The organism is Cryobacterium sp. Hz7 (genome assembly GCF_004402815.1).
Classification (GTDB): domain Bacteria; phylum Actinomycetota; class Actinomycetes; order Actinomycetales; family Microbacteriaceae; genus Cryobacterium; species Cryobacterium sandaracinum.
Window position 1 is genome coordinate 32,480 of the sequence record NZ_SOFB01000026.1, and the last position, 19,362, is coordinate 51,841.

A 19,362-nucleotide genomic window follows, 5' to 3' on the forward strand; every position below is an offset into this window, starting at 1 on the left:
CCGACTCTGTGCACGTTCACAGAACACTTAGCACAGAGTCGTCACCACGGTGTCGTCACCACGAAGTGCACGCCACAGTCAGGGAGTACATGAACTCGCGAGCAGCCACTTCGAACGGTGCGGCCCCGGCCCACCCGTTCGTGCACGAGGGCATCGCCTACGGCTGTGACTACAACCCGGAGCAGTGGGGTCCCGAGACCTGGGCCGAGGACGTGCGCCTCATGCGCGAGGCCGGCGTCGACCTGGTGGCCATCAACATCTTCGGCTGGTCGCACCTCGAGCCGCGTGCGGGCGAGTACGACTTCGACACCCTCGACACGATCATCGAGCTGCTCCACGCCAACGGGATCCGGGTCAACCTCGGCACCGGCACCTCGTCGCCGCCGCCGTGGCTGACCACACTTCACCCCGAGATCCTTCCGGTCGCCGACGACGGCACGACCCGTTTCCCCGGCGGTCGCCAGGCCTGGTGCCCGAGCTCGGCCGTGTTCCGTGAGCACGCGCTGGCCCTGGTCGAAAAGGTCGCCGAGCGGTACGGCCACCACCCGGCCATCGCCCTCTGGCACGTGTCCAACGAATTGGGCTGCCACAACGCGCTCTGTTACTGCGACGACACCGCCGCCGCGTTCCGTCTCTGGCTTCAGGCGCGTTACGGCACCATCGATGCTCTCAACGCAGCCTGGGGTACCTCCTTCTGGAGCCAGCGGTACGGCCAGTGGGCCGAGATCCTCACCCCGCGGCTCACGCTGTCCAGCCACAACCCCGGCCAGGTGCTCGACTTCCACCGGTTCAGCTCCGCCGAACTGCTCGACTACTATCGCCGCGAGAGCGCGGTGCTGCGCCGCCACTCGAACGTGGCCGTGACCACCAACTTCATGGTCACCGCGCACATCCGCAACCTCGACTACTGGGCCTGGGCCGGCGACATGGACATCGTCGCCAACGACCACTACCTCGACCACCGCCTCGCCGACCCGGCCACCGAGCTCGCCTTCGCCGCGGACCTCACCCGCGGGCTCGCCCAGGGTGAGCCCTGGCTCCTGATGGAACAGGCCGCCGGTGCCGTCAACTGGCAGCCGCACAACCTGGCCAAGGCGCCCGGCGAAATGACCCGCAACTCCCTCGCCCACGTCGCCCGCGGTGCGGACGGCGTCTGCTTCTTCCAGTGGCGCGCCTCCCCGCAGGGGTCGGAGAAATTCCACTCCGCCCTGGTGCCCCACGCCGGCACCGACACCGTGCTCTGGCGCGAGGTCGTGGCCCTGGGCGCAACCCTGGATCGTCTTGCCGAGGTCACCGGCAGCCGGGTCGTCGCGGATGCCGCGATCATCTTCAGCTGGGAATCCTGGTGGGCAGGCGACGGCGAATCCCGTCCGTCCCACGCTGTGCGCTACCTCGACCAGGTGCACGCCGCCTACGCGGCCCTGCACGAACTCGGCGTCACGGTCGACATCGTCTCCCCGGATGCCGACCTCTCGGGCTACCGCCTCGTCGTCGTCCCGTGCCTCTACCTGGTCTCGGACGCGCAGGCCGAGAATCTCAACGCCTACGTCGCCGCCGGCGGCCACGCCCTGATCACCTTCTTCAGCGGCATCGTCGACGTAGACGACCGGGTGCGCACCGGCGGTTACCCCGGCGCGTTCCGCGAGATCCTCGGCATCACGGTGGAGGAGTTCTCTCCGCTGCTGCCCTCCCACGTTCTCGCTCTCGACACCGGCGCCGCCGCGAGCCTGTGGAGCGAACGCCTGCGCGTCGACACCGCCGAGGTGGTCGCGAGCTACATCGACGGGCCGCTGCCCGGCATCCCCGCCATCACCCGCAACCGGCACGGAGGCGGCACCGCCTGGTACGTCGCCACCGCGCTGGAGGCCGGCGCCCTGCGGGACGTCCTGCGCAGGATCGCCCAGGAGGCTCGGGTCACCGCGGTCGGCCCGGAGCGCACCGGAGCCATCGAGGTCGTGCGCCGTGTGAGCTCCACCCACAGCTATCTGTTCATCATCAACCACGGTTCGGGCGACGTCGAGCTTCCGGCCGCCGGCCACGAGCTCGTCACCGACGAACCCGTCGGTCGAATCGTGCGCGTGCCGGCCGGAGCCGTCCGCGTGATTAGAGAGGACCCCTCATCATGAGCGCACCTGCCGTTCCCCTGACGGATGCCCCGGGCAGCGCTGCCCGAAAGAGACCCCGCGCCGCCAAGCCAGCCAAGGCCCCCGGAGCGAAGCCCCGCGTGCAGCACACGGGCGCGATCCTCGCGTTCGTGCTGCCGTTCGGCACCCTGTTCGCCCTGTTCTACCTCGTCCCGATCGGCTACGCGATCTACCAGTCACTGCTCGTGATCGAGCGCGAGGGCACCTTCGGCCAGGCCACCGAGGTCTTCGGCGGACTGACCCAGTACATCCTGGTGTTCCAGAATGGGCCGTTCTGGGAGTCGATCACCCGGGTGCTCGCCTTCGGCGCCGTGCAGGTTCCGATCATGCTCGGTCTCGCGCTGCTGTTCGCCCTGTTGCTGGACTCGCCGCTCGTGCGCGGCAAGAGATTCTTCCGGCTGGCGTTCTTCGTCCCCTACGCGGTCCCCGGCGTCATCGCCGCGATCATGTGGGGCTACCTCTACTCACCCAATCTGTCGCCGTTTCGCGCCGTCACCGAGAACATCAACTTCCTCTCGGCCGATCTCGTGCTCTGGGCCATCGCCAACGTCGTCACCTGGGTGTTCGTGGGCTACAACATGCTCATCATCTACTCCGCGCTGCTGGCGATCCCGACCGAACTCTACGAGGCCGCCCGCCTCGACGGCGCCGGCCAGCTGCGCATCGCCTGGTCGGTCAAGATTCCGCTGATCATGCCGGCGATCATCCTGACCGCCATTTTCTCGATCATCGGCACCCTGCAGCTGCTCGCCGAACCGCAGGTCTTCCGCAGCTTCAGCTCGGCCGTGACCAGCACGTTCACCCCGAACCTGACGGTGTACTCCACCTCGTCGATCCCGAACTTCAACCTGGCCGCCGCGTTCTCCGTTGTGCTGGCCCTGGCCACGTTCATCCTCTCCTTCACGTTCCTGAAGTTCACGCAGCGTAAGGAAGCCAAGTGAGCACCCTGACCCCCACCACCCCCGCCAAGCCGGCTCGCGGCATCCGTTCAACCGAGGCGAAGGCACCGCGCGCCCAGCGCGAGAGCCCGTTCGCCCGGGTCAGCGCCATGGTCGTCATGGGCGTCTTCACGATCTACTTCCTGGTGCCGATCTGGTGGCTGCTGGTCGCGGCCTCGAAGAACCGATCCCAGTTCAACAGCACGAACCCGCTCTGGTTCGCCGACTTCTCCCTGTTCGAGAACATCGGAAACCTGGTGGCCTACCGCGACGGCGTCTACCTCAAGTGGATGCTCAACAGCGCGCTGTACGCCGGTGGCGGTGCCCTCATGGGCACGATCATCGCCGGAATGTGCGGGTACGCACTGGCCAAGTACAACTTCCCGGGACGCGAACTGATCTTCAACGTCGTGCTCGGCGGGGTGCTCGTACCCGCCACGGCGCTGGCTCTGCCGCTGTTCCTGATCTTCAGCCAGATCAGCCTGACCAACACGTTCTGGTCGGTGTTCCTGCCCAGCCTGGTCAGCCCGTTCGGGGTCTACCTCTCCCGCATCTACGCGTCGGCCAGCGTTCCCGACGAGCTGATCGAGGCCGCCCGCCTCGACGGCGCCGGCGAACTGCGCACCTTCTTCACGGTCTCGGTGCGGATGATGGTGCCGGCCCTGGTCACCGTCTTCCTCTTCCAGTTCGTCGCCATCTGGAACAACTTTTTCCTGCCGCTGATCATGCTGCGCGACGAGACCCTGTTCCCGGTCACGCTCGGCCTCTACGCCTGGAACTCGCAGGTCAACCAGATCCCCGTGCTGCGCGATTACGTTCTGATCGGCGCCCTGCTGTCGATCATCCCGCTGATCATCATCTTCCTGCTGCTCCAGCGCTTCTGGCGAAACGGCCTCAGCGCCGGTTCGGTGAAGTAGCCGGCCTCACCCCCCTAGCTGCACCACCCCCACCCCCAAGAGAAAAGAAGAACAATGCAGATCAAGAAGAGAGCAGCCGCCGTCGCCTTGCTCACCGCAGCCACGGTCGTTCTGACCGGCTGTGCGTCGGGCTCGAGCACGTCCGGTGGTGGCGACGCCGCCGCCTGCGAACCCTCCGAGGGCAAGGTCGACCTCACGTTCACCACCTGGATCCCCGGGATGGAAGACGTCGCCGCAGTCTGGAATGAGGAGAACCCCGACGTTCAGGTAAAGGTGCAGACCGGCCCGAACGGCAACGGCGGCACGTACCAGAACTTCTTCAACCAGCTCAAGGCCGGCAACGCGCCCGACCTCGGCCAGATTGAATACGACGCCCTCCCGAACTTCCGCGTGCAGGACGGCCTGATGGACCTCGCCGCCTGTGAGGGTGTTCTCGACGCCAAGGACGACTTCGTGGACTGGACCTGGGGACAGGTCAACTTCGGTGAAGAAGACGCAGCCTACGCGGTGCCGCAGGACGCCGGGCCCATGGCGATGTTCTACCGTGCCGACCTCTTCGCCGCCAACAACATCGCGATCCCGACCACCTGGGAAGAATTCGCGGTTGCCGCCGAAGCCGTGCGCGCCACCGGCGACTACATCACCAACTTCTCGCAGAGTGACATCAACCAGTTCGCCGGATTCGTCTGGCAGGCCGGGGGAAGCTGGTTCGAGAACGACGGCGAGAACTGGACCATCGACCTGACCAGCCCCGAGTCGGTCAAGGTCGCCGACTACTGGCAGGACCTGATCGACCGCGACCTCGTCTCGACCAACCCGCCGTGGACCGACGAGTGGAACAACGCCTACAACTCCGGATCCAACTGGACCTGGAACTCCGCAGCCTGGGGTGCGAACTCCATCGCCAGCGGCGCTCCGGACACCGCCGGCAACTGGTCCGTCGCCCTCTCCCCGCAGTGGGCTGCCGGCGAGAACGCCGCCGGCAACTGGGGTGGCTCGTCCACCGCAGTCTTCAAGGGCTCCGAGCACCCCTACGAGGCGGCCCAGTTCGCGCTGTGGCTGAACACCTCTGACGAGGCGCTCACGATGCTGAACAAGTCGGCCAACCTGTACCCGGCCGCCAAGAGCGGCCTCGAACTGCCGGCCCTCAAGGAAGGCGTCGAGTTCTACGGCGGCCAGGCCATCTACGACGTGTTCGCCGAGGCATCCGATCACGTCTCGCCCGACTTCATCTGGGGCCCGACCATGACACAGGTCTACAACGACACCTCCGACGGCTTCAAGGGTGCCGTCACCGGTAGCGGAACTCTGACGGATGCTCTCACGAGCGCCCAGCAGAGCACGATCGACGCTCTCGAGGCTCAGTCGATCCCGGTCACCAAGTAGCATCAGCTCCACTGTGTCGATTCCCTACCTCCGTGCCGCGGGCACCAGCCTTGTGCTGGATGCCCGCGGCACGGGCGTGCCCGTCATCGTGCACTGGGGTGCCGACCTGGGTGACCTGAACGGTGAACTGCTGGAAACGCTGGCCGACGCATCCGTGCCGGCCATCTCGCCGAGTTCGATCGACGTGCCCCTGCGGCTCTCGCTACTGCCCACCCTCGCGGCAGGCTGGAGCGGGCGTCCGGGCGTGAGCGGGTTCCGGCCCGGTGGGTGCGGCGGCGTGGCCCTCGATCTGCGCCTCACCGAGGTTCAGTCGGGCGGTGTACGGGCGGGCGTGCCGTCTGCCTCCGGCCGCACGCTGCCCGGCACACAGGCCCTGACGATCTTTCTGACGGATGCCGCGGCCCGGGTGACCGTGCGCACCGACCTCGAACTCTCGGTCGAGGGTGTGCTGCGACTGCGCCACACCCTCACCAACACCGGTGACGACCCTGCCTCCGCACCCTTCGAGCTTGGCTCGCTCGACGTCATCCTGCCGGTGCCCGACCGCGCCGGGGAACTGCTTGACTTCACCGGGCTGTGGACCCACGAGCGTCGGCCGCAGCGCAGTACGCTCGGCCACGGCGTGTGGAGCCGGGAGTCCCGTCACGGCCGCCCCGGCCACGACGATTCCTATCTGATGGCGGCCGGAACGCCCGGGTTCGGCTTCCGCACCGGCGAGGTATGGGCCACCCACTTGGCCTGGAGCGGCGACAAACACGTCTGGGCCGAGAACAGCGCGCTGGGCTACTCGGCGCTCGGCAGCGGCGAGCTGCTGGCACCCGGCGAGCTGAGAGTGGCCCCCGGCGCGAGCCACACCACCCCGTGGACGGTGGCCGTGTACTCGGCTGCCGGGCTGGACGGGCTCTCGGCGCGGCTGCATCCGTGGGTCCGTTCCTGGTCGACCATCACCGGGCACCGCCCGGTCGTGCTGAACACCTGGGAGGCCGTGTACTTTGACCACGACCTGACGACTCTGGCCCGCCTGGCCGACGCGGCGGCCGTGGTCGGGGTGGAGCGCTTCGTGCTCGACGACGGCTGGTTCACCGGCCGCTCGGACGACCGGCGGGCCCTCGGAGACTGGTTCGTCGACCCGGTCACCTGGCCCGGCGGATTGCACCCGCTGATCGAGCATGTGCACGCGGCCGGCATGGACTTCGGTCTCTGGGTCGAACCCGAAATGGTCAGCGCCGACTCGGACGTCGCCCGCGCGCACCCGGAGTGGGTGCTCGGCGGGGTGGACGCGGCTGGTGTCGGGGGTTCTGGGGCCGGTATTGGTTCGGCATCCGTCGGTGTTTCGTCGCCGGCGCTGACCTGGCGGTTCCAGCGCGTGCTCGACCTCGGCAACCCGGATGCCTTCGGCTGGGTGTTCGCCCGCCTCACCGCCCTGCTCAACGAGTACCCCATCGCCTACCTGAAGTGGGACCACAATCGCGACCTGCTGGCCGGCTCCGCCCACCGGCAGACGGTGGCGCTGTACCGGCTCATCGATGCCGTGCGTGCCGAGCACCCGGGCGTCGAGATCGAGTCCTGCGCGTCGGGGGGAGCCCGGGTCGATCTCGGAATTCTCGAGCGCGTCGATCGGGTCTGGACCAGCGACACCAACGACCCGCTCGAGCGGCAGCAGATCCAGCGGTACTCGAGCGTGCTCCTACCGCCGGAGTACCTCGGCGGGCATCTCGGCGCGGCCACCGCACACACCACCGGGCGCACCTCCGAGCTCAGTTTCCGGCTGGCGACCGCCCTGTTCGGCAGCGCCGGCATCGAGTGGGACCTGACCCGCGCGAACGAGTCCGAGCGGGTGCAGATCGCCACCTGGATCGCCCGCTACAAGCAGCTGCGGCCGCTGCTGCACTCCGGTGTCGTCGTTCGGGCCGACCCCAGCGACCCGGCCCTCGAGCTGCACGGTGTCGTCTCGCCCGACCAGAACTCGGCCCTGTTCGCCCAGGTGGCGCTCGCCGCCCCGCGCGCGGCACTGCCGGAGCGGATGCGGTTCCCCGGTCTCGCGCCCGAGCGGCGCTACCGGGTGGCACCGCTTTCGCTCGGCGTGCCCCCGCGCACGATCCAGGATGCCCCGCCGGCCTGGCTGGCGGAGCCGGGCTCGTCCGGTGCCGCCGGTGCTTTTGGTACCGACGGTTCAGTGACGCTGACCGGAGCTGTGCTCGCTCTCGTCGGGCTGCCCGCGCCGCTGCTCGCCCCGGAGCAGGCCGCGCTCTTCACCGTCGACGCGGTCGACGGCCGCCGCTGAGCAGTCACCGACCAGGCATCCGTCACCCGGGCCGAGCAGGTGGGCGGTGCATGTCGTGGCAGGTTTCGCCCGGTTGCGGTCGGGTTGCGGCACCGAAAAACCAGCCTCGGGCAGTACTCTCATCGAAGCACTCGCCTCGGGGAGACCGCCTCCGCGGGGCACCCTCGTACCGAAGGAACTGTCATGAAAATCGAGAACATCGAACTGCGGCGCGTGCACATTCCCCTCGTGCGGCCCTTCCGCACCTCGTTCGGCACGTCGACCGAGCGGGCGGTCACGATCGTGCGGGTGACCACCGCGGATGCCGAGGGCTGGGCCGAGTGCGCCGCCGATACGAGTCCGCTTTACAGCTCGGAGTTCCTCGACGGCAGCGACCTCGTGATTCGCGACCACCTGATCCCGAGGCTGCAGGCGCTCGGCGACCGGCTCACCGCCGAACGCGTCGCCGGGGCCGTGGAGCCGGTGAAGGGGCACGCGATGTCCAAGGCCGCGCTGGAAACGGCCATCCTCGACGCGCAGCTGAAGGAGGCCGACATCTCGTTCGGCGGCTACCTCGGCGCCGTGCGCGACACGGTGCCGGCCGGTGTGTCGGTGGGCATCATGGACTCGATCGACGAGCTGCTCGAGGCCGTGGCCGGCTACCTGGAGGAGGGCTACCTTCGGATCAAGCTCAAGATCGAGCCCGGTTGGGACCTCGAGCCGGTGCGTGCCGTGCGCGAGCGCTTCGGCGAGGAGCTGCTGCTGCAGGTCGACGCGAACACCGCATATACCCTCGCGGATGCCCGTCACCTCGCCCGGCTCGACCCATTCGACCTGCTCCTGGTGGAGCAGCCGCTGAAGGAGGACGACCTGCTCGGCCACGCCAACCTGGCGAAACGGATCAGAACCCCCATCTGCCTCGACGAGTCGATCGAATCGGCCCGGGATGCGGCCACTGCCATCACCCTCGGTGCCTGCAGCATCATCAACGTCAAGCCGGCGCGGGTGGGCGGCTACCTGGAGGCCCGTCGCATCCACGATGTGGCGGCCGCGCACGGTGTGCCCGTCTGGTGCGGCGGAATGCTTGAAACCGGAATCGGCCGGGCGGCGAATGTGGCCCTGGCCGGGCTGCCGAACTTCGTGCTGCCGGGGGACACCTCGGCCTCCAGCCGATACTACGAACAGGACCTGACCGCGCCGTTCGTGCTCGAGAACGGGCACCTGCGCGTTCCCACGGGACCGGGCATCGGCGTGGAGGTGCTGACCGATGTGCTGGCCGGCGTCACGGCATCCGTCACTGACATCAGATTTTAGACCTGACGGCTGACGGATGTCCCGCAGCGCAGCGAGCCTGAGCGAGCAGCTAGCCTGAGGGAGAAAGCCTGCACCGCACCGGACCCCTGGAGGACACCAATGCTGTTGACCGCCGACCTGTACGACCAGCGCGGGGAAGACCTGCAATCCGTTTCGCTCCAGTTCCTGAACCTGGGTGGCCTCGCCCGGTTCAGCGGCCCGATCCGCACCGTGACCTGCTTCGAGGACAACGCCCTGCTCAAGTCGGTGCTGTCGACGCCCGCCGCCGGAGAGGTGCTCGTCATCGACGGCGGCGGCTCGCTGAATACGGCGCTGATGGGCGACATGATCGCCGACCTCGCGGTGCAGAACGGCTGGGCCGGCGTGGTGATCAACGGTGCGATCCGCGACCGGGTGGCCATCGGAGGGATGCCGCTGGGCGTGAAGGCCCTCGGCAGCAACCCGCGCAAGAGCTCGAAGGCCGGCGCTGGAGTCACGGATGCCGTCGCCCGGTTCGCCGGCGTGACGTTCACCCCCGGCCGCACGATCTACTGCGACGAAGACGGGATCCTCGTCGAGCGGTGACGCCCAGCGGACGCGACACAGCACGCGCCCGGGCAAGACGCGCGGCGCCACCCGAGGAACTTCACTCAGGTGGAGCCGCTGGTGCGGGGGGGGCCGACGTCATTGTTGTTCGTTCTGCGTACGCAATTTCAGACCTACTCGGCAACGGTACTTCGTCACCGGTCGCCTTGTCACCATCTGCGAGCTAACGATTCGTACCGACCCGGCGGCGCAGCGCCGCCCGGGCCGGCGACCTCGGCGCAGCTCGGCTCAGCGCCGCCCGGCCGGCGACCTCGGCGCAGCTCGGCTCAGCGCGGCTCAGCGCGGCGTCGGGCGGTTGGCGCTCACGACCTGGCTGCGCTCGGTGAGCTCGACGACGCGCTGCGTGCCGTCGTCGAGGGTGACCTCCACCTCGAAGGCGTGGTCGAGCGCTCTGCTGCGGCGGAAGTCCGTCACGGTGCCACTGCCGACCTCGGCCAGGGCCGCCTGGCCGGCAGTCGTGCGGTCGACGCTTGCGAGTTCCGCAGCGGTCAGCACGCGGGGTTCGGCCACGGATGCCGCGTCGCCGCTCCAGCTGGGTGCACTCACCCACACGACGGTGAAGGTCTCATCGAGCTGAACCGCGACCTCGATGCCGTTCGGAAGTCGGGTGTCGACCGTGTAGGACTCGGAAAGCGCGTGAGACTCGGCGGGGCCGCGCTGGGCATCCGTCACCGTGGCTGGCCCGACCTCGGTCAGGGCCGCGCGACTCGCACGCGCCAGCTCGGTGTCGGTCAGGGTGGTCTCGTCGTCGCCGAGACCCGTGGCGGCCGCGATTCCGGCGGCACCGGCACCCACGGCGACCGTGGCGGCCACCGCAGCCGCGATCCAGGTTGACTGTCGGATTCCGGGCACCCTGATTGCATTCACACCCCCAGTCTGGGGGACTCCGGGCGGCTTGGATGCCACCGTCCCTGCCGCCGCGCCCTCCACCGTGTCAATTTGCCTTAGTGGCTAAACTAAATGCATTCGACGAAAGGTGTGACTCATGTCCGGCTCCTCTCCCACCCCGGCTCGCGATGACTCCACGGGCATCTGATGGGCCGCATCCTCGTCACCGGTGCCTCCGGAACCGTCGGCCGGGCCGTGGCCGCGGCGCTCGCGTCCACCGGCGAGAGCGTCATCTCCGCGGTGCGGAACCCGGCCGGCTCCGAATTCGCCCTGGACCCACCGGCCGGCACACCCCGTGCCTTCGATTTCTCCGACCCGACCGGCTGGGCCGGCGCCTTCGCCGGAGTCGACCGGCTGTTCCTGCTGCGCCCGCCCGCGATCGCGAACGTGGCGGACACCCTGATCCCGGTGATCGACACGGCGCTGGCGCACGGCATCCGCCAGATCGTCTTTCTCTCCCTGCAGGGTGTCCAGTTCAACCCGGCCACTCCCCACCACGCCGTGGAGAAGCACCTGCGGCGTCGGCGGGCCCCATTCACGTTTTTGAGACCGAACTTCTTCATGCAGAATTTGTCGACCGTGTACCGTGACAGCATCCGGGAGCGCGGCGAGATCTATCTTCCGGCGGCCAGGGCGCGCACCGCATTCGTCGACGCCCGTGACATCGGGCGCGTCGCCGCGCGGGTGTTCACCGAGCCGGGGCACCTCGGCAGGGCCTACACGCTGTCGGGCGAGCAGTCGCTGGATTACTACCAGGTGGCGGACATCCTCACGGAGGTGCTCGGGCGGCGCATCGTTTATGCGCGGCCGAGCGTGGACGACTACCTCGCCCGGTTGGCCGAGCAGGGCGCAGAGGCCGACTTCATCGCCGTGCAGAAGATGATCTACCGGGTGGTGCGCCTGGGGGTTTCCGCGTGCCCGAACCGGGTGATCCGGCGGCTCTCGGGCGATCCGGCAACCACCTTCCGGCAGTTCGCCACAGACCACCGCGACGTCTGGTCGTAGGCCGCACCGGTACCCGTATCGGCACCGGCATCGCGGGCGAACCCGGTGCGCCAGTCGCCACGCCGTCGACACCCCCCTTCGGGGACTGCGTGCTCCCCGTCCCCAGTCGCTAGATTCGAGTCAGCAAAGGGGATTGCGATGACGGTGGACAGTGCCACGATGCAGGAAAGCCTCGCGGTGCTGTCAGTCACCGAGCAGCTGCTGCGGGTTCAGGGGAGCGTGCCCCGACGGTCGCGGTTCGCGGGGTTCTTCGGTCTATCCCCGCACGGCGCTGACAGCATGTCCTGGTATCTCGGGGCCAAAGGAGAGATTGTGGTGGGCTCCATCCTGGCGACGCTGCCACCCGAGTGGACGGCGTTGCGCGCCGTGCCCGTCGGCTCCGCGACCGCCGAGATCGACCACCTCGTGGTCGGACCCGGCGGAATCTTCACGATCACCACGAAGCACCACCCGAGCAATGACATCCGTGTCGCTCGGGACACGCTGCGGGTCGACGGCGAGTCCGTGCCGTATTTGCACAACGCCGCATCCGAGGCCGAGCGCGTCACGAGCCTGGTGCGAGAACGGATGCCGCTGGTCGCGCCCGTGCAGCCCGTGATCGTGTTCGTAGACCCTCGGCTGCTCACCATCGAGCAGAAGCCCGAGCAGGTCAAAGTGCTCGACGCGGACGAACTGCGCCGATGGCTGGTCAGGCTCCACCCCGTGCTGTCGGCCGGTGAGGTGCAGGAGGTGGCGGACCTTCTCGACAGCCCGCACGTGTGGCACGTGCTGCCCGACACCACCACCGATGATGTGCGCGAGCGGTTCACGGCGCTCGATACGCGGGTGCGATCGGCCGGCATCCGACGGATGCTGTGGGTCCTGTTCGCCGCGGCGGGCGCCATCGCGGCCGGTTACGTCGTGTTCCGGCTCATCGAAGCCGCGCTCGCGACGGCCTGAGCCGGAACGACGCTCCCGAAGCGGGGGCCTACTCGGGCAGGCGGCGGCGGACCTCGTCCGTCAGCGCGTCGAGCGCGGTGCAGATGGCCACCAGAGACTCCTCCACCCCGCGGGGTGTCGCGGCATCCTCTTTGATCGTGTTGATGTGGGTTTCAAGCAGCCCGAGCTGAGTTTGCACGACCCTCATGTTGTTTACCATCCGACCATCGTAGGTGGCCGGTTCGGGCCCGTCCCCAGAGGGAGTGCCACCCGTTGGGGTGAGCCGTTACAATCCATGGTGGGGGACCAGAAAAGATGACGTTGGAAAGTACCAGAATGCGCCAGCGCTTCGCGGCCCAATTCATGATCGAAAAGCTGCTGCGCGAGCAGAGCGGCACTCCTCCACGAACCCTGTGGGCCCGGTTTCTGGGGCGTTCCCCGCTCGGCGTGAACTGTGAAGGCTGGTACCTGGGCGCCCAGGGCGAGATCGTGGTCGGCGAAAAGTTGGCGACGTTGTCGCCGGAGTGGGCGGTCTTCCACGCGCTGCCGATCGGCGGACACGGCTGGGACATCGACCACGTGCTGGTGGGCCCCGGCGGCGTCATCACCATCAATACCAAACAGCACCGCCGCCAGCGCGTGCTCGTGGAGGAACGCAGCGTTCTGGTGGACAGCCGGCCGGTGCCCTACCTGCGTCACGCGAAATTCGAGGCGGAACGGGTCACGACGCTGCTGGAAGACCGCCGTCCGCTCCCGATTCCCGTGATTCCCCTGGTCGTCCTCGTCGGTGCGCGCAGCATCGACGTGCGGTCAGCGCCGGTGCCGGTGACGGTTCTCGATGCCGCCGAGCTCGTTCCGTGGTTGACGTCCCTGCCGATCGTGCTGGGCCCGGCGGATCGTCTGCGCGTCATTGAACTGCTCGACGACCCCGACATGTGGATCGATGTGCCGCTGGGTTCCGGCGAGGGCCTGATCGAAAGCTTCTCTCGGCTCGACTCCGAGGTGCGCGCCGCCGCTCTGCAGCGCATGGTGCTGTTGCCGCTCGAGCTGGCGGTGGCAGCGGTGGCCGCCTTCATCGTGCTGAACTCGGCGATGACGTTGGTCGTGGGGATACTCGCGTCCCCGTGAACCCCCGCGACAGACCCCGTGAGACCATCGGAAAACACATGATTTCGGGCTCCCTACACCCTGAACCTTAACGCTCGGGGTCATTCTCACAGGCGACAGGCGTACCCTCGGCACACAGCCTCTCACGAAGGCTGGAAGGGGAGTCAGTGGTGTACATCCGCGTGGAGACCAGCGTCGCGGTGCAACAACTCGCTAACGGTCTGCACGATGCGGGCCGTGATCGTCCTTGGGTTGTGGTGTCGTCGCCGTTCGGCACCAGCCTGCCCGAAATCGGAATCGACCAACTCGCCGGCCAGGTCGGCGACGTCGCGCGCGTCTTCCTGATCGAGACGGGCGAGCTCACCCGCCAGCTCGGCGATCTGCTCCCGGCCCAGTTCCAGGTCTACGGCAGCGCCGGCCGTTCCTTCCCCGTCGGTGACGCGTTCGCCGACCTGGCCCGTTCCCGGCTTCGGTTCACGCACGGCGACCCGCAACACGCCACCGATCAGCTGGTGACGGATGCCCTCGCCCACGCGCATCAGGCCGGCCTCTTCGCGCTCGCCCCGGCATCCGTCATCACCGTGGACGGCACCGTCAAGGGGTTCATGCTGGGCGGTTCCCGGGCCCTGGTCGAACTCGACGGCGGCGGCATGGCCACCGTCTGGCAGGAGCTGACCTACCCGCCGGTACCCCTCGACTGGACTTTGCAGACCGGTCAGCGCATCCAGGGCGCGCTCGACGCACCCACCCATCGTCTCAATGTCGAAATCAAGCCGCCCTCCGTGGCCACGATCGCGAAGCGCTACCCGCACGGCAGCATCACGCTCGCTCTGGTGCAGAAGGTCAGTGCGCAGCGGGCGGTTCTGGCCCTGCATCCGCACCTGGCGCTCACGATCACCCGGGCCGATATCTCGGCCAACTCGCTTGACAAGGTCGATGCCCTGCTCTCCGAGGGTGACGTCGTGGCGGCCCGGGTCATCCACCTGCCGAGCGGTGCCCTACACCTGTGCCTGAGCGACGTCGACGACGACGAAACCGTTCTGCCGTCGCTGTGTGCCGTGCGGAATGGACCTCCCTGGCTGCAGGAAAATCGTCCGCTGCTGCCTCAGGTCGAGGAAGACGCAGGCGCCGCCGCAGTGGTCGAACTCGACAGCCAGTCCGCGCTCGTGGGTGCCTCCGCATCGGCCCGCCGCGCCGCGGGGGTCGCCCGTATCGGCATTTCCGGTGGTGCCGGGGTCTTCGATGCGGCCGGCGTCTCCGGGGTCACTGTCCTGATCACAGCAGGCCCGACATCGGACCGCCTTCACCCGCGCCCATCGCCGGGGCCGGGCCGCGTGCACGCCCTGCGTCCGGTTACAACGGGGGCCACCCCGTTCCGGGTCACGCCCACGCCCATTCCCGCGCCACACTCCGCGCTGCAATCGACCCAGCTGTCCCTCGCCGAGGCGAAGTCCCGCATCGTGCGTCTCGAGAACCAGCTTTCCGAGGCCGGCGCCACCGATTCCGACCTCGCCAAACTGCGCGAGCAGGCCCGCTCCGCACAGTTGCAACTGCGCGATGCCCTCGTCGAACTCGCCACCCTGCGCCACACGGTCGCGGAGCTGCGCGACGACCAGCGGGCCCAACGACGGATGCTGCGCGAATCCCGCCGCACCGTCCCCACCCACTCCGCGGTCAGCGAATACGAGTCGCGGCGAGCCGCCTGGGAGGAACCCTCCGGCTGGGTGCGGCATGAGATCCTCCTCGCCTGGGTCGACCGGGTTCCGGAATCGGACCGCGAGGAATGGAAGCTGCCGCACAGTTACGTGCTGGGGGAGCGGTTCACCGAATCTCTCGCCGGGCTCGACGACGGCCAGCTGGCCAAGGCGTTCAAGGCATCCGTCGACGTGCTCACCGGCCGGGTGAAGACCCTCAAGGGGCGGCACCTGCACGCGCTGCGCCAAGGCGCAGGGCCGGCCGACCCGCACCTGCTGCGCTGGGACGGCGCCCGCTGCATGCGCGTCTCGATCGAGCAGAACACCCCCGCCGCGCGCCGAATGCACTTCTGGCAGCTCCCGGATGGCGGCATCGAGCTGGGCCGCATCGTCACCCACGACGACATGGAAGCCTAGGCCTCGACCGGGACGGACTGCATCCAGCCCCTCGTCCGGACGGATTCCTACCCGTTGGTGCACGGGGGTCACGGCGTCACCGGCACTCTGCCGACAGTGTTGGATGACGTCATTGATGCCGACGCGGGTCAACCCGCAGCAGGGGTCGACCCGCAGCGTGAGTCGACCGCAGCGTGGTTCGACCGCAGCAGGGAGCCCCGAGCCGGCCTAACCCAGCGCCGCCAGCGCCGACCCGTATTTCGCCGCGAGCCTCTTCTGCGCGCTCGCGTCCAACTGTTCCACCCGCCAGGGCTCCAGGTTGTCGGCGATGTCGGCGCGCTTCACGGCGAGAGCGATCGGGTTGGCGCGAATGCCGGCGTAGTAGTCGGCGTCGCTGACGGCATCCGTTCTGGTGAGCACCGTGACGGCCTCGACCACACCGCCAGGGATGCCCGCTTTGAGCAGGTCGTGGCGGGTGATGTTCGAGTCTTCGAGCACATCGTGCAGCCAGGCGGTGGCCTGCTCGAGGGGATCGTTGAGGCGCTCGGAAACGCGACGGGGATGGTCGATGTAGGCGGTGCCGAGCTTGTCGACCTGGCCCAAATGTGCGGTTGTGGCGATTGTTTTTGCCGCGGCGACGTAGGTATCGCCTGTGGTGACCGTCATGGAGACCCCCCTCTCAGCACTACAACAGAGCAGTGTGAGCGGCTCCGCCCACGACTGCAACGTTAGCCCGGGCCTTCGCCCGTTGCTAGGAGTTCGGCGCCGGGAAAGCGCGCCTCGGCATCCGTCACCCCGAGTCTGTGCCGGACGCACCCCTCGATTTGGGGGGCCCTCGAGCGGCGAAAGTTTTAGCCTCGCCGGTTGCGCGCCGAACCTGGCTGATAGGTTTCTCTCAGGTGACCGATTGGTCGCTGGAGAGACGGTCACCTTCACGTCAATCGCAAGGGCACACCCGTCGTGAGGCGGGGTCGCAAAGGCACGGAACCCTCGGGTCAGCCGGCCTACCGAATGAAAAGGAACCGCCCCAGATGAACCTCACCTCCCTCGAGGCCGACACCAGATGCGGCCGTTCAGCCTCGTCTCTGTCGTCTCGTGGCGCGGTGGACACACCTCCGTTTTGTCGTCCCCATGGGTAGGCGCACGACTGCAACGGTGGAAGCCGGGCGAGATTAGGGATCTCGTCCTGATCTGGCAGTGCGATCGGGAATCGATTCGGGTTCGGTTCCCGATCGCATGCTTGTTTCACTCCCTGGCACGGCCCGCGCTGAGAAGCCCGGCTCGCCGAACCGAGAACGACTGACTCACCCGGGAACACCACTCTCAAGGACTGCACCGACGCGGGCACTGAACCGCACATATGCAGAATCAAGGACCGGTAACAGAACCCGCCGCCGAGCACCTCCGTGCACGCCGGGCCCCTTCCGGTCAACCGGGCCTCTTCGCCGCTCCGATCGCCGAGGCTGGAAGGTTGTGGCGGCCCCCCGCTGACCCGGCGGGTCACCGCGCCCAGGCTCGTGCTCGGACTGTTCAACCTGCGCTGCTGCTGCGCTGGTGCTGCCGGTGCTGCCGGTGCTGCTGCGCTGCTGCGCTGCTGCGCGGGTGCTGCGCCGCTGCGCCCGTGGCGCGCCTCCAGCGCAGCGGCGTAAACCCCGCGCGGGGTTCCGACGCCGCCCGTGAGCCGCCCATCGGCATCCGTCGTGAGCGGAGCCGGTGCGTTCGTGGCTAACTCAGGAGATGCGGGCGGATGCTGCCCGGCAGCCCCGGAAACGCGGGAAAGTTTCGGCCGCGGTGGCGGTTTCTCCTGAGTTGGCCACACTCGCGCGGGCGGCTGTGGACTGGTGCCCGAGAATCGGGCGACGACGGATGCCGCCGAACCGGTTCCCGAATACGGCCGACCGGTGGTTACAGGGCCGGCTTCGTCACAGAGTTGCTCTGCAACGTGACGGCGGTCTGGGCCAGCAACCGGCCGGTGATCGACGCGCCGGTCTTCATCGCGATCATGGTCTTGCTCAGGATCGTGCCCTCGAAGTGCGCGGTGGTGCCGACCGAGACTGAACCGGCGGTCTGCCAGTACGCGTTCTTGGTCTGCACTCCGCCGAGCAGGGTCACGTTCTTGGCCGAGGCCTGGTCGATGTTGCCGGCGATCTGGGACACGAAGACGTCGTCCGGGCCGCCGGTGAGGCGCACATCACTGGAGATGGTCACGTCGGTGTTCCACTTGTAGAGGCCGGGCTCGAGCGTGAGACCGCCGAATTCGCCGGCACCCAGGTCGATGAAGTCAGGGTTCGTGCGCCCAGCCGCGTCGGAATAGGCGATTTCCATGTCACCGACGGATGTCCTCAGGAAGCTCGGGTCCGTCACCGTGCACGGCGGACCGGCGGCGTCGACAGTGAAAATGGTGCCGGTCACGACCTCAGGGCAGGTCAGCAGCACCGCGGCGCCGGTGAACGGGCTGGCCCCGACGTTGCCGTTGACTGCGGATGCGTAGACGTTCGTCACGCCGGTCTTCGACAGGATCGCGAAGGAGTCCGCCGTGCCGAGCTCGACCGGACTCTGGGGGAGTGAGCCGGCGACGGCCGCTCCGCCCAGTCCGGCGCCGCCGACGCCGACCACGGCGACGACGACAAGCAGTGCCAGAACCCGCTTCCGGGCCGTGGATGCGCGGGCTAGGGAAGTGCCGACGGATGATTCGTAGAAGTGGAACATGGTGGTACTACCTGTCGCCAGTCCCGCACGATGCGGGTCTGGGACAGGGCCACTGTGGGAGCGGTCCCCGACGCTACACGTCGGGTTTCTTCGCGCCGGCAGGGCCTATCAGGGCCGACTTCACCCCGAATAGAGCCCCCGGTTCCACGGCAAGCGGGCGTCCTCCACGCACACCATCGCACGCCCCACGGGACCGCTTCCAACGAATCGAATCTGTCTGAATCCGAGACTAGGGGCAGTTTTCACGCACTCCGCCAACAGGGGTTCCGGCCTCCTGAACTTCACCCAATCGTTGCCTACACGCCATCACCTCCGGCTTCGATGCGCTCCTCGAAGGTGAAGCCGCGCTTCTCCTTCTTGCGCACATCCGTCACGTAGCGACCGAGGTTCGCGCTCATCGCGGCGACCTCACCCGACGCGGCAGCGAAGGTCATGGAGCTGGCGGAGTCGAAGCCGAGTGCGGCCCCGGTGAGCACGGCGTCCTGGTTGGCGCCGAGGAACACGAAGTCCCAGCTGTACGATTCGGTCTGCCGGTTGATCAGCGCGCGCACGGCATCCGCGGAGTATTGGCTGCTCGAGTTCTCGCCGCCGTCGGTCACGACCACGACCTGCACGGTGCCGGGACGCGCGTGCTCGGGCAGCACCCGCAGCGTCTCGCCGAACTCCGTGACGGCGATGCCGATCGCATCGTGCAGCGCCGTCATGCCGCGCGGGTCGAGCTCGACGGTGATATCGCTCGGGTCGGCGAGGGTGTGGGTGTGCTCGATTTCGTCGTCGAAGGTCACGATATCCACGGTGAGCAGGCCCGGCTCGGCGGCCTGTGCGGCAAGCATCGCGGTCAGGCCGCCGACCATGTCGTCACGGATGCCGGACATCGAGCCGCTCCGGTCGATCACGAGAAGCAGAGCGGTGTAGTTGGGATCAGTCATCTGTACCTCCTGGTTGAGGCTCCCTCGTGGGGAGTACTTCAGAGTCTCAGGAGCCACTGACAGTGCCCGCGGTGGTGCGGCGGTGGTGCGGCGGCGGTGCGGCAGTGGTGCGGCGGTGGTGCCGGCGGCGGTGCGGTGCGGCGGTGGTGCGGTGCGGCTCTGGTCATCC

General features: G+C 68.1%; 16 protein-coding genes and 1 riboswitch. Of the genes, 11 read left to right on the forward strand and 5 right to left on the reverse strand.

Going from position 1 to position 19,362, the window contains the following annotated elements; translation table 11 throughout:
• Nucleotides 1–89: 89 nt before the first annotated feature.
• The 7 genes from E3N86_RS06115 (at nt 90) to rraA (ending at nt 9,526) form a co-directional block, all read left to right on the forward strand.
• Complete coding sequence (locus E3N86_RS06115; RefSeq protein ID WP_134511563.1) at nt 90–2,126, forward strand: beta-galactosidase; 2,037 nt, start codon at nt 90–92, stop codon at nt 2,124–2,126.
• Nucleotides 2,123–3,085 (forward strand): carbohydrate ABC transporter permease, encoded by a 963-nt coding sequence (locus tag E3N86_RS06120; RefSeq protein ID WP_104099343.1) that lies wholly within the window; start codon nt 2,123–2,125, stop codon nt 3,083–3,085. The genes E3N86_RS06115 and E3N86_RS06120 overlap by 4 nt, the downstream gene beginning before the upstream one ends.
• The gene (locus E3N86_RS06125; RefSeq protein ID WP_370295342.1) at nt 3,082–3,999 is read left to right on the forward strand and encodes a carbohydrate ABC transporter permease; all 918 of its coding nucleotides are present in this window, start codon (nt 3,082–3,084) and stop codon (nt 3,997–3,999) included. The genes E3N86_RS06120 and E3N86_RS06125 overlap by 4 nt, the downstream gene beginning before the upstream one ends.
• Before the next feature lie 54 nt (nt 4,000–4,053).
• A complete protein-coding gene (locus E3N86_RS06130; RefSeq protein WP_134511564.1) occupies nt 4,054–5,385 on the forward strand; it encodes an extracellular solute-binding protein in 1,332 nt (443 codons plus the stop codon).
• A 13-nt stretch (nt 5,386–5,398) separates the two neighbouring features.
• Nucleotides 5,399–7,669: an alpha-galactosidase gene (locus E3N86_RS06135; protein ID WP_134401114.1), complete on the forward strand. Its 2,271-nt coding sequence runs from the start codon at nt 5,399–5,401 to the stop codon at nt 7,667–7,669.
• Nucleotides 7,670–7,852: 183 nt separating this feature from the next.
• Nucleotides 7,853–8,962: an o-succinylbenzoate synthase gene (gene menC / locus E3N86_RS06140; RefSeq protein ID WP_104099346.1), complete on the forward strand. Its 1,110-nt coding sequence runs from the start codon at nt 7,853–7,855 to the stop codon at nt 8,960–8,962.
• Nucleotides 8,963–9,061: 99 nt separating this feature from the next.
• Entirely contained in the window at nt 9,062–9,526 is a 465-nt protein-coding gene (gene rraA, locus E3N86_RS06145; RefSeq protein ID WP_104099347.1) for a ribonuclease E activity regulator RraA, read from the forward strand.
• A gap of 297 nt (nt 9,527–9,823) precedes the next feature.
• Here the strand turns inward: rraA and E3N86_RS06150 are convergent, their stop codons facing one another.
• Nucleotides 9,824–10,414, reverse strand: a complete 591-nt coding sequence (locus E3N86_RS06150) for a hypothetical protein (RefSeq protein ID WP_134511565.1) — start codon at nt 10,412–10,414, stop codon at nt 9,824–9,826.
• A 168-nt stretch (nt 10,415–10,582) separates the two neighbouring features.
• Here E3N86_RS06150 and E3N86_RS06155 point away from each other — a divergent pair, with 168 nt between their 5' ends.
• Together E3N86_RS06155 and E3N86_RS06160 are read left to right on the forward strand one after the other, a co-directional pair.
• Complete coding sequence (locus E3N86_RS06155; RefSeq protein ID WP_134511566.1) at nt 10,583–11,440, forward strand: SDR family oxidoreductase; 858 nt, start codon at nt 10,583–10,585, stop codon at nt 11,438–11,440.
• 138 nt (nt 11,441–11,578) lie between these two features.
• Nucleotides 11,579–12,379, forward strand: a complete 801-nt coding sequence (locus E3N86_RS06160; RefSeq protein ID WP_134511567.1) for a nuclease-related domain-containing protein — start codon at nt 11,579–11,581, stop codon at nt 12,377–12,379.
• Nucleotides 12,380–12,407: 28 nt separating this feature from the next.
• On the opposite strand, the gene E3N86_RS16765 is transcribed toward E3N86_RS06160, so the two are convergent.
• A complete protein-coding gene (locus E3N86_RS16765) occupies nt 12,408–12,578 on the reverse strand; it encodes a hypothetical protein (protein ID WP_158250194.1) in 171 nt (56 codons plus the stop codon).
• A 116-nt stretch (nt 12,579–12,694) separates the two neighbouring features.
• Between E3N86_RS16765 and E3N86_RS06165 the strand changes: the two genes are divergently transcribed.
• A complete protein-coding gene (locus tag E3N86_RS06165) occupies nt 12,695–13,486 on the forward strand; it encodes a nuclease-related domain-containing protein (RefSeq protein ID WP_166785032.1) in 792 nt (263 codons plus the stop codon).
• A 146-nt stretch (nt 13,487–13,632) separates the two neighbouring features.
• Nucleotides 13,633–15,576, forward strand: a complete 1,944-nt coding sequence (locus tag E3N86_RS06170) for a hypothetical protein (RefSeq protein ID WP_134373991.1) — start codon at nt 13,633–13,635, stop codon at nt 15,574–15,576.
• A gap of 207 nt (nt 15,577–15,783) precedes the next feature.
• Here E3N86_RS06170 and E3N86_RS06175 read toward each other — a convergent pair whose 3' ends face one another.
• The 3 genes from E3N86_RS06175 to E3N86_RS06185 all read right to left on the reverse strand — a co-directional run bounded on the left by E3N86_RS06175 (nt 15,784) and on the right by E3N86_RS06185 (nt 19,193).
• Complete coding sequence (locus E3N86_RS06175; RefSeq protein ID WP_104099353.1) at nt 15,784–16,221, reverse strand: phosphohydrolase; 438 nt, start codon at nt 16,219–16,221, stop codon at nt 15,784–15,786.
• Between the two features lie 272 nt (nt 16,222–16,493).
• Nucleotides 16,494–16,567: riboswitch (cyclic di-GMP riboswitch) on the forward strand.
• An 893-nt stretch (nt 16,568–17,460) separates the two neighbouring features.
• Nucleotides 17,461–18,264: an ice-binding family protein gene (locus E3N86_RS06180; RefSeq protein WP_134373993.1), complete on the reverse strand. Its 804-nt coding sequence runs from the start codon at nt 18,262–18,264 to the stop codon at nt 17,461–17,463.
• Between the two features lie 296 nt (nt 18,265–18,560).
• A complete protein-coding gene (locus tag E3N86_RS06185; protein WP_134511569.1) occupies nt 18,561–19,193 on the reverse strand; it encodes a vWA domain-containing protein in 633 nt (210 codons plus the stop codon).
• Nucleotides 19,194–19,362 lie beyond the last annotated feature (169 nt).

Bases quoted from the DNA above. Each gene is read 5' to 3' on its own strand.
- E3N86_RS06130 (WP_134511564.1), top strand. From the start codon at position 4,054: ATGCAGATCAAGAAGAGAGCAGCCGCCGTCGCCTTGCTCACCGCAGCC.
- E3N86_RS16765 (WP_158250194.1), bottom strand. From the start codon at position 12,578: ATGGTAAACAACATGAGGGTCGTGCAAACTCAGCTCGGGCTGCTTGAA.
- rraA (WP_104099347.1), top strand. From the start codon at position 9,062: ATGCTGTTGACCGCCGACCTGTACGACCAGCGCGGGGAAGACCTGCAA.
- E3N86_RS06185 (WP_134511569.1), bottom strand. From the start codon at position 19,193: ATGACTGATCCCAACTACACCGCTCTGCTTCTCGTGATCGACCGGAGC.
- E3N86_RS06165 (WP_166785032.1), top strand. From the start codon at position 12,695: ATGCGCCAGCGCTTCGCGGCCCAATTCATGATCGAAAAGCTGCTGCGC.
- E3N86_RS06175 (WP_104099353.1), bottom strand. From the start codon at position 16,221: ATGACGGTCACCACAGGCGATACCTACGTCGCCGCGGCAAAAACAATC.
- E3N86_RS06115 (WP_134511563.1), top strand. From the start codon at position 90: ATGAACTCGCGAGCAGCCACTTCGAACGGTGCGGCCCCGGCCCACCCG.
- E3N86_RS06180 (WP_134373993.1), bottom strand. From the start codon at position 18,264: ATGTTCCACTTCTACGAATCATCCGTCGGCACTTCCCTAGCCCGCGCA.
- E3N86_RS06160 (WP_134511567.1), top strand. From the start codon at position 11,579: ATGACGGTGGACAGTGCCACGATGCAGGAAAGCCTCGCGGTGCTGTCA.
- E3N86_RS06120 (WP_104099343.1), top strand. From the start codon at position 2,123: ATGAGCGCACCTGCCGTTCCCCTGACGGATGCCCCGGGCAGCGCTGCC.
- E3N86_RS06155 (WP_134511566.1), top strand. From the start codon at position 10,583: ATGGGCCGCATCCTCGTCACCGGTGCCTCCGGAACCGTCGGCCGGGCC.
- menC (WP_104099346.1), top strand. From the start codon at position 7,853: ATGAAAATCGAGAACATCGAACTGCGGCGCGTGCACATTCCCCTCGTG.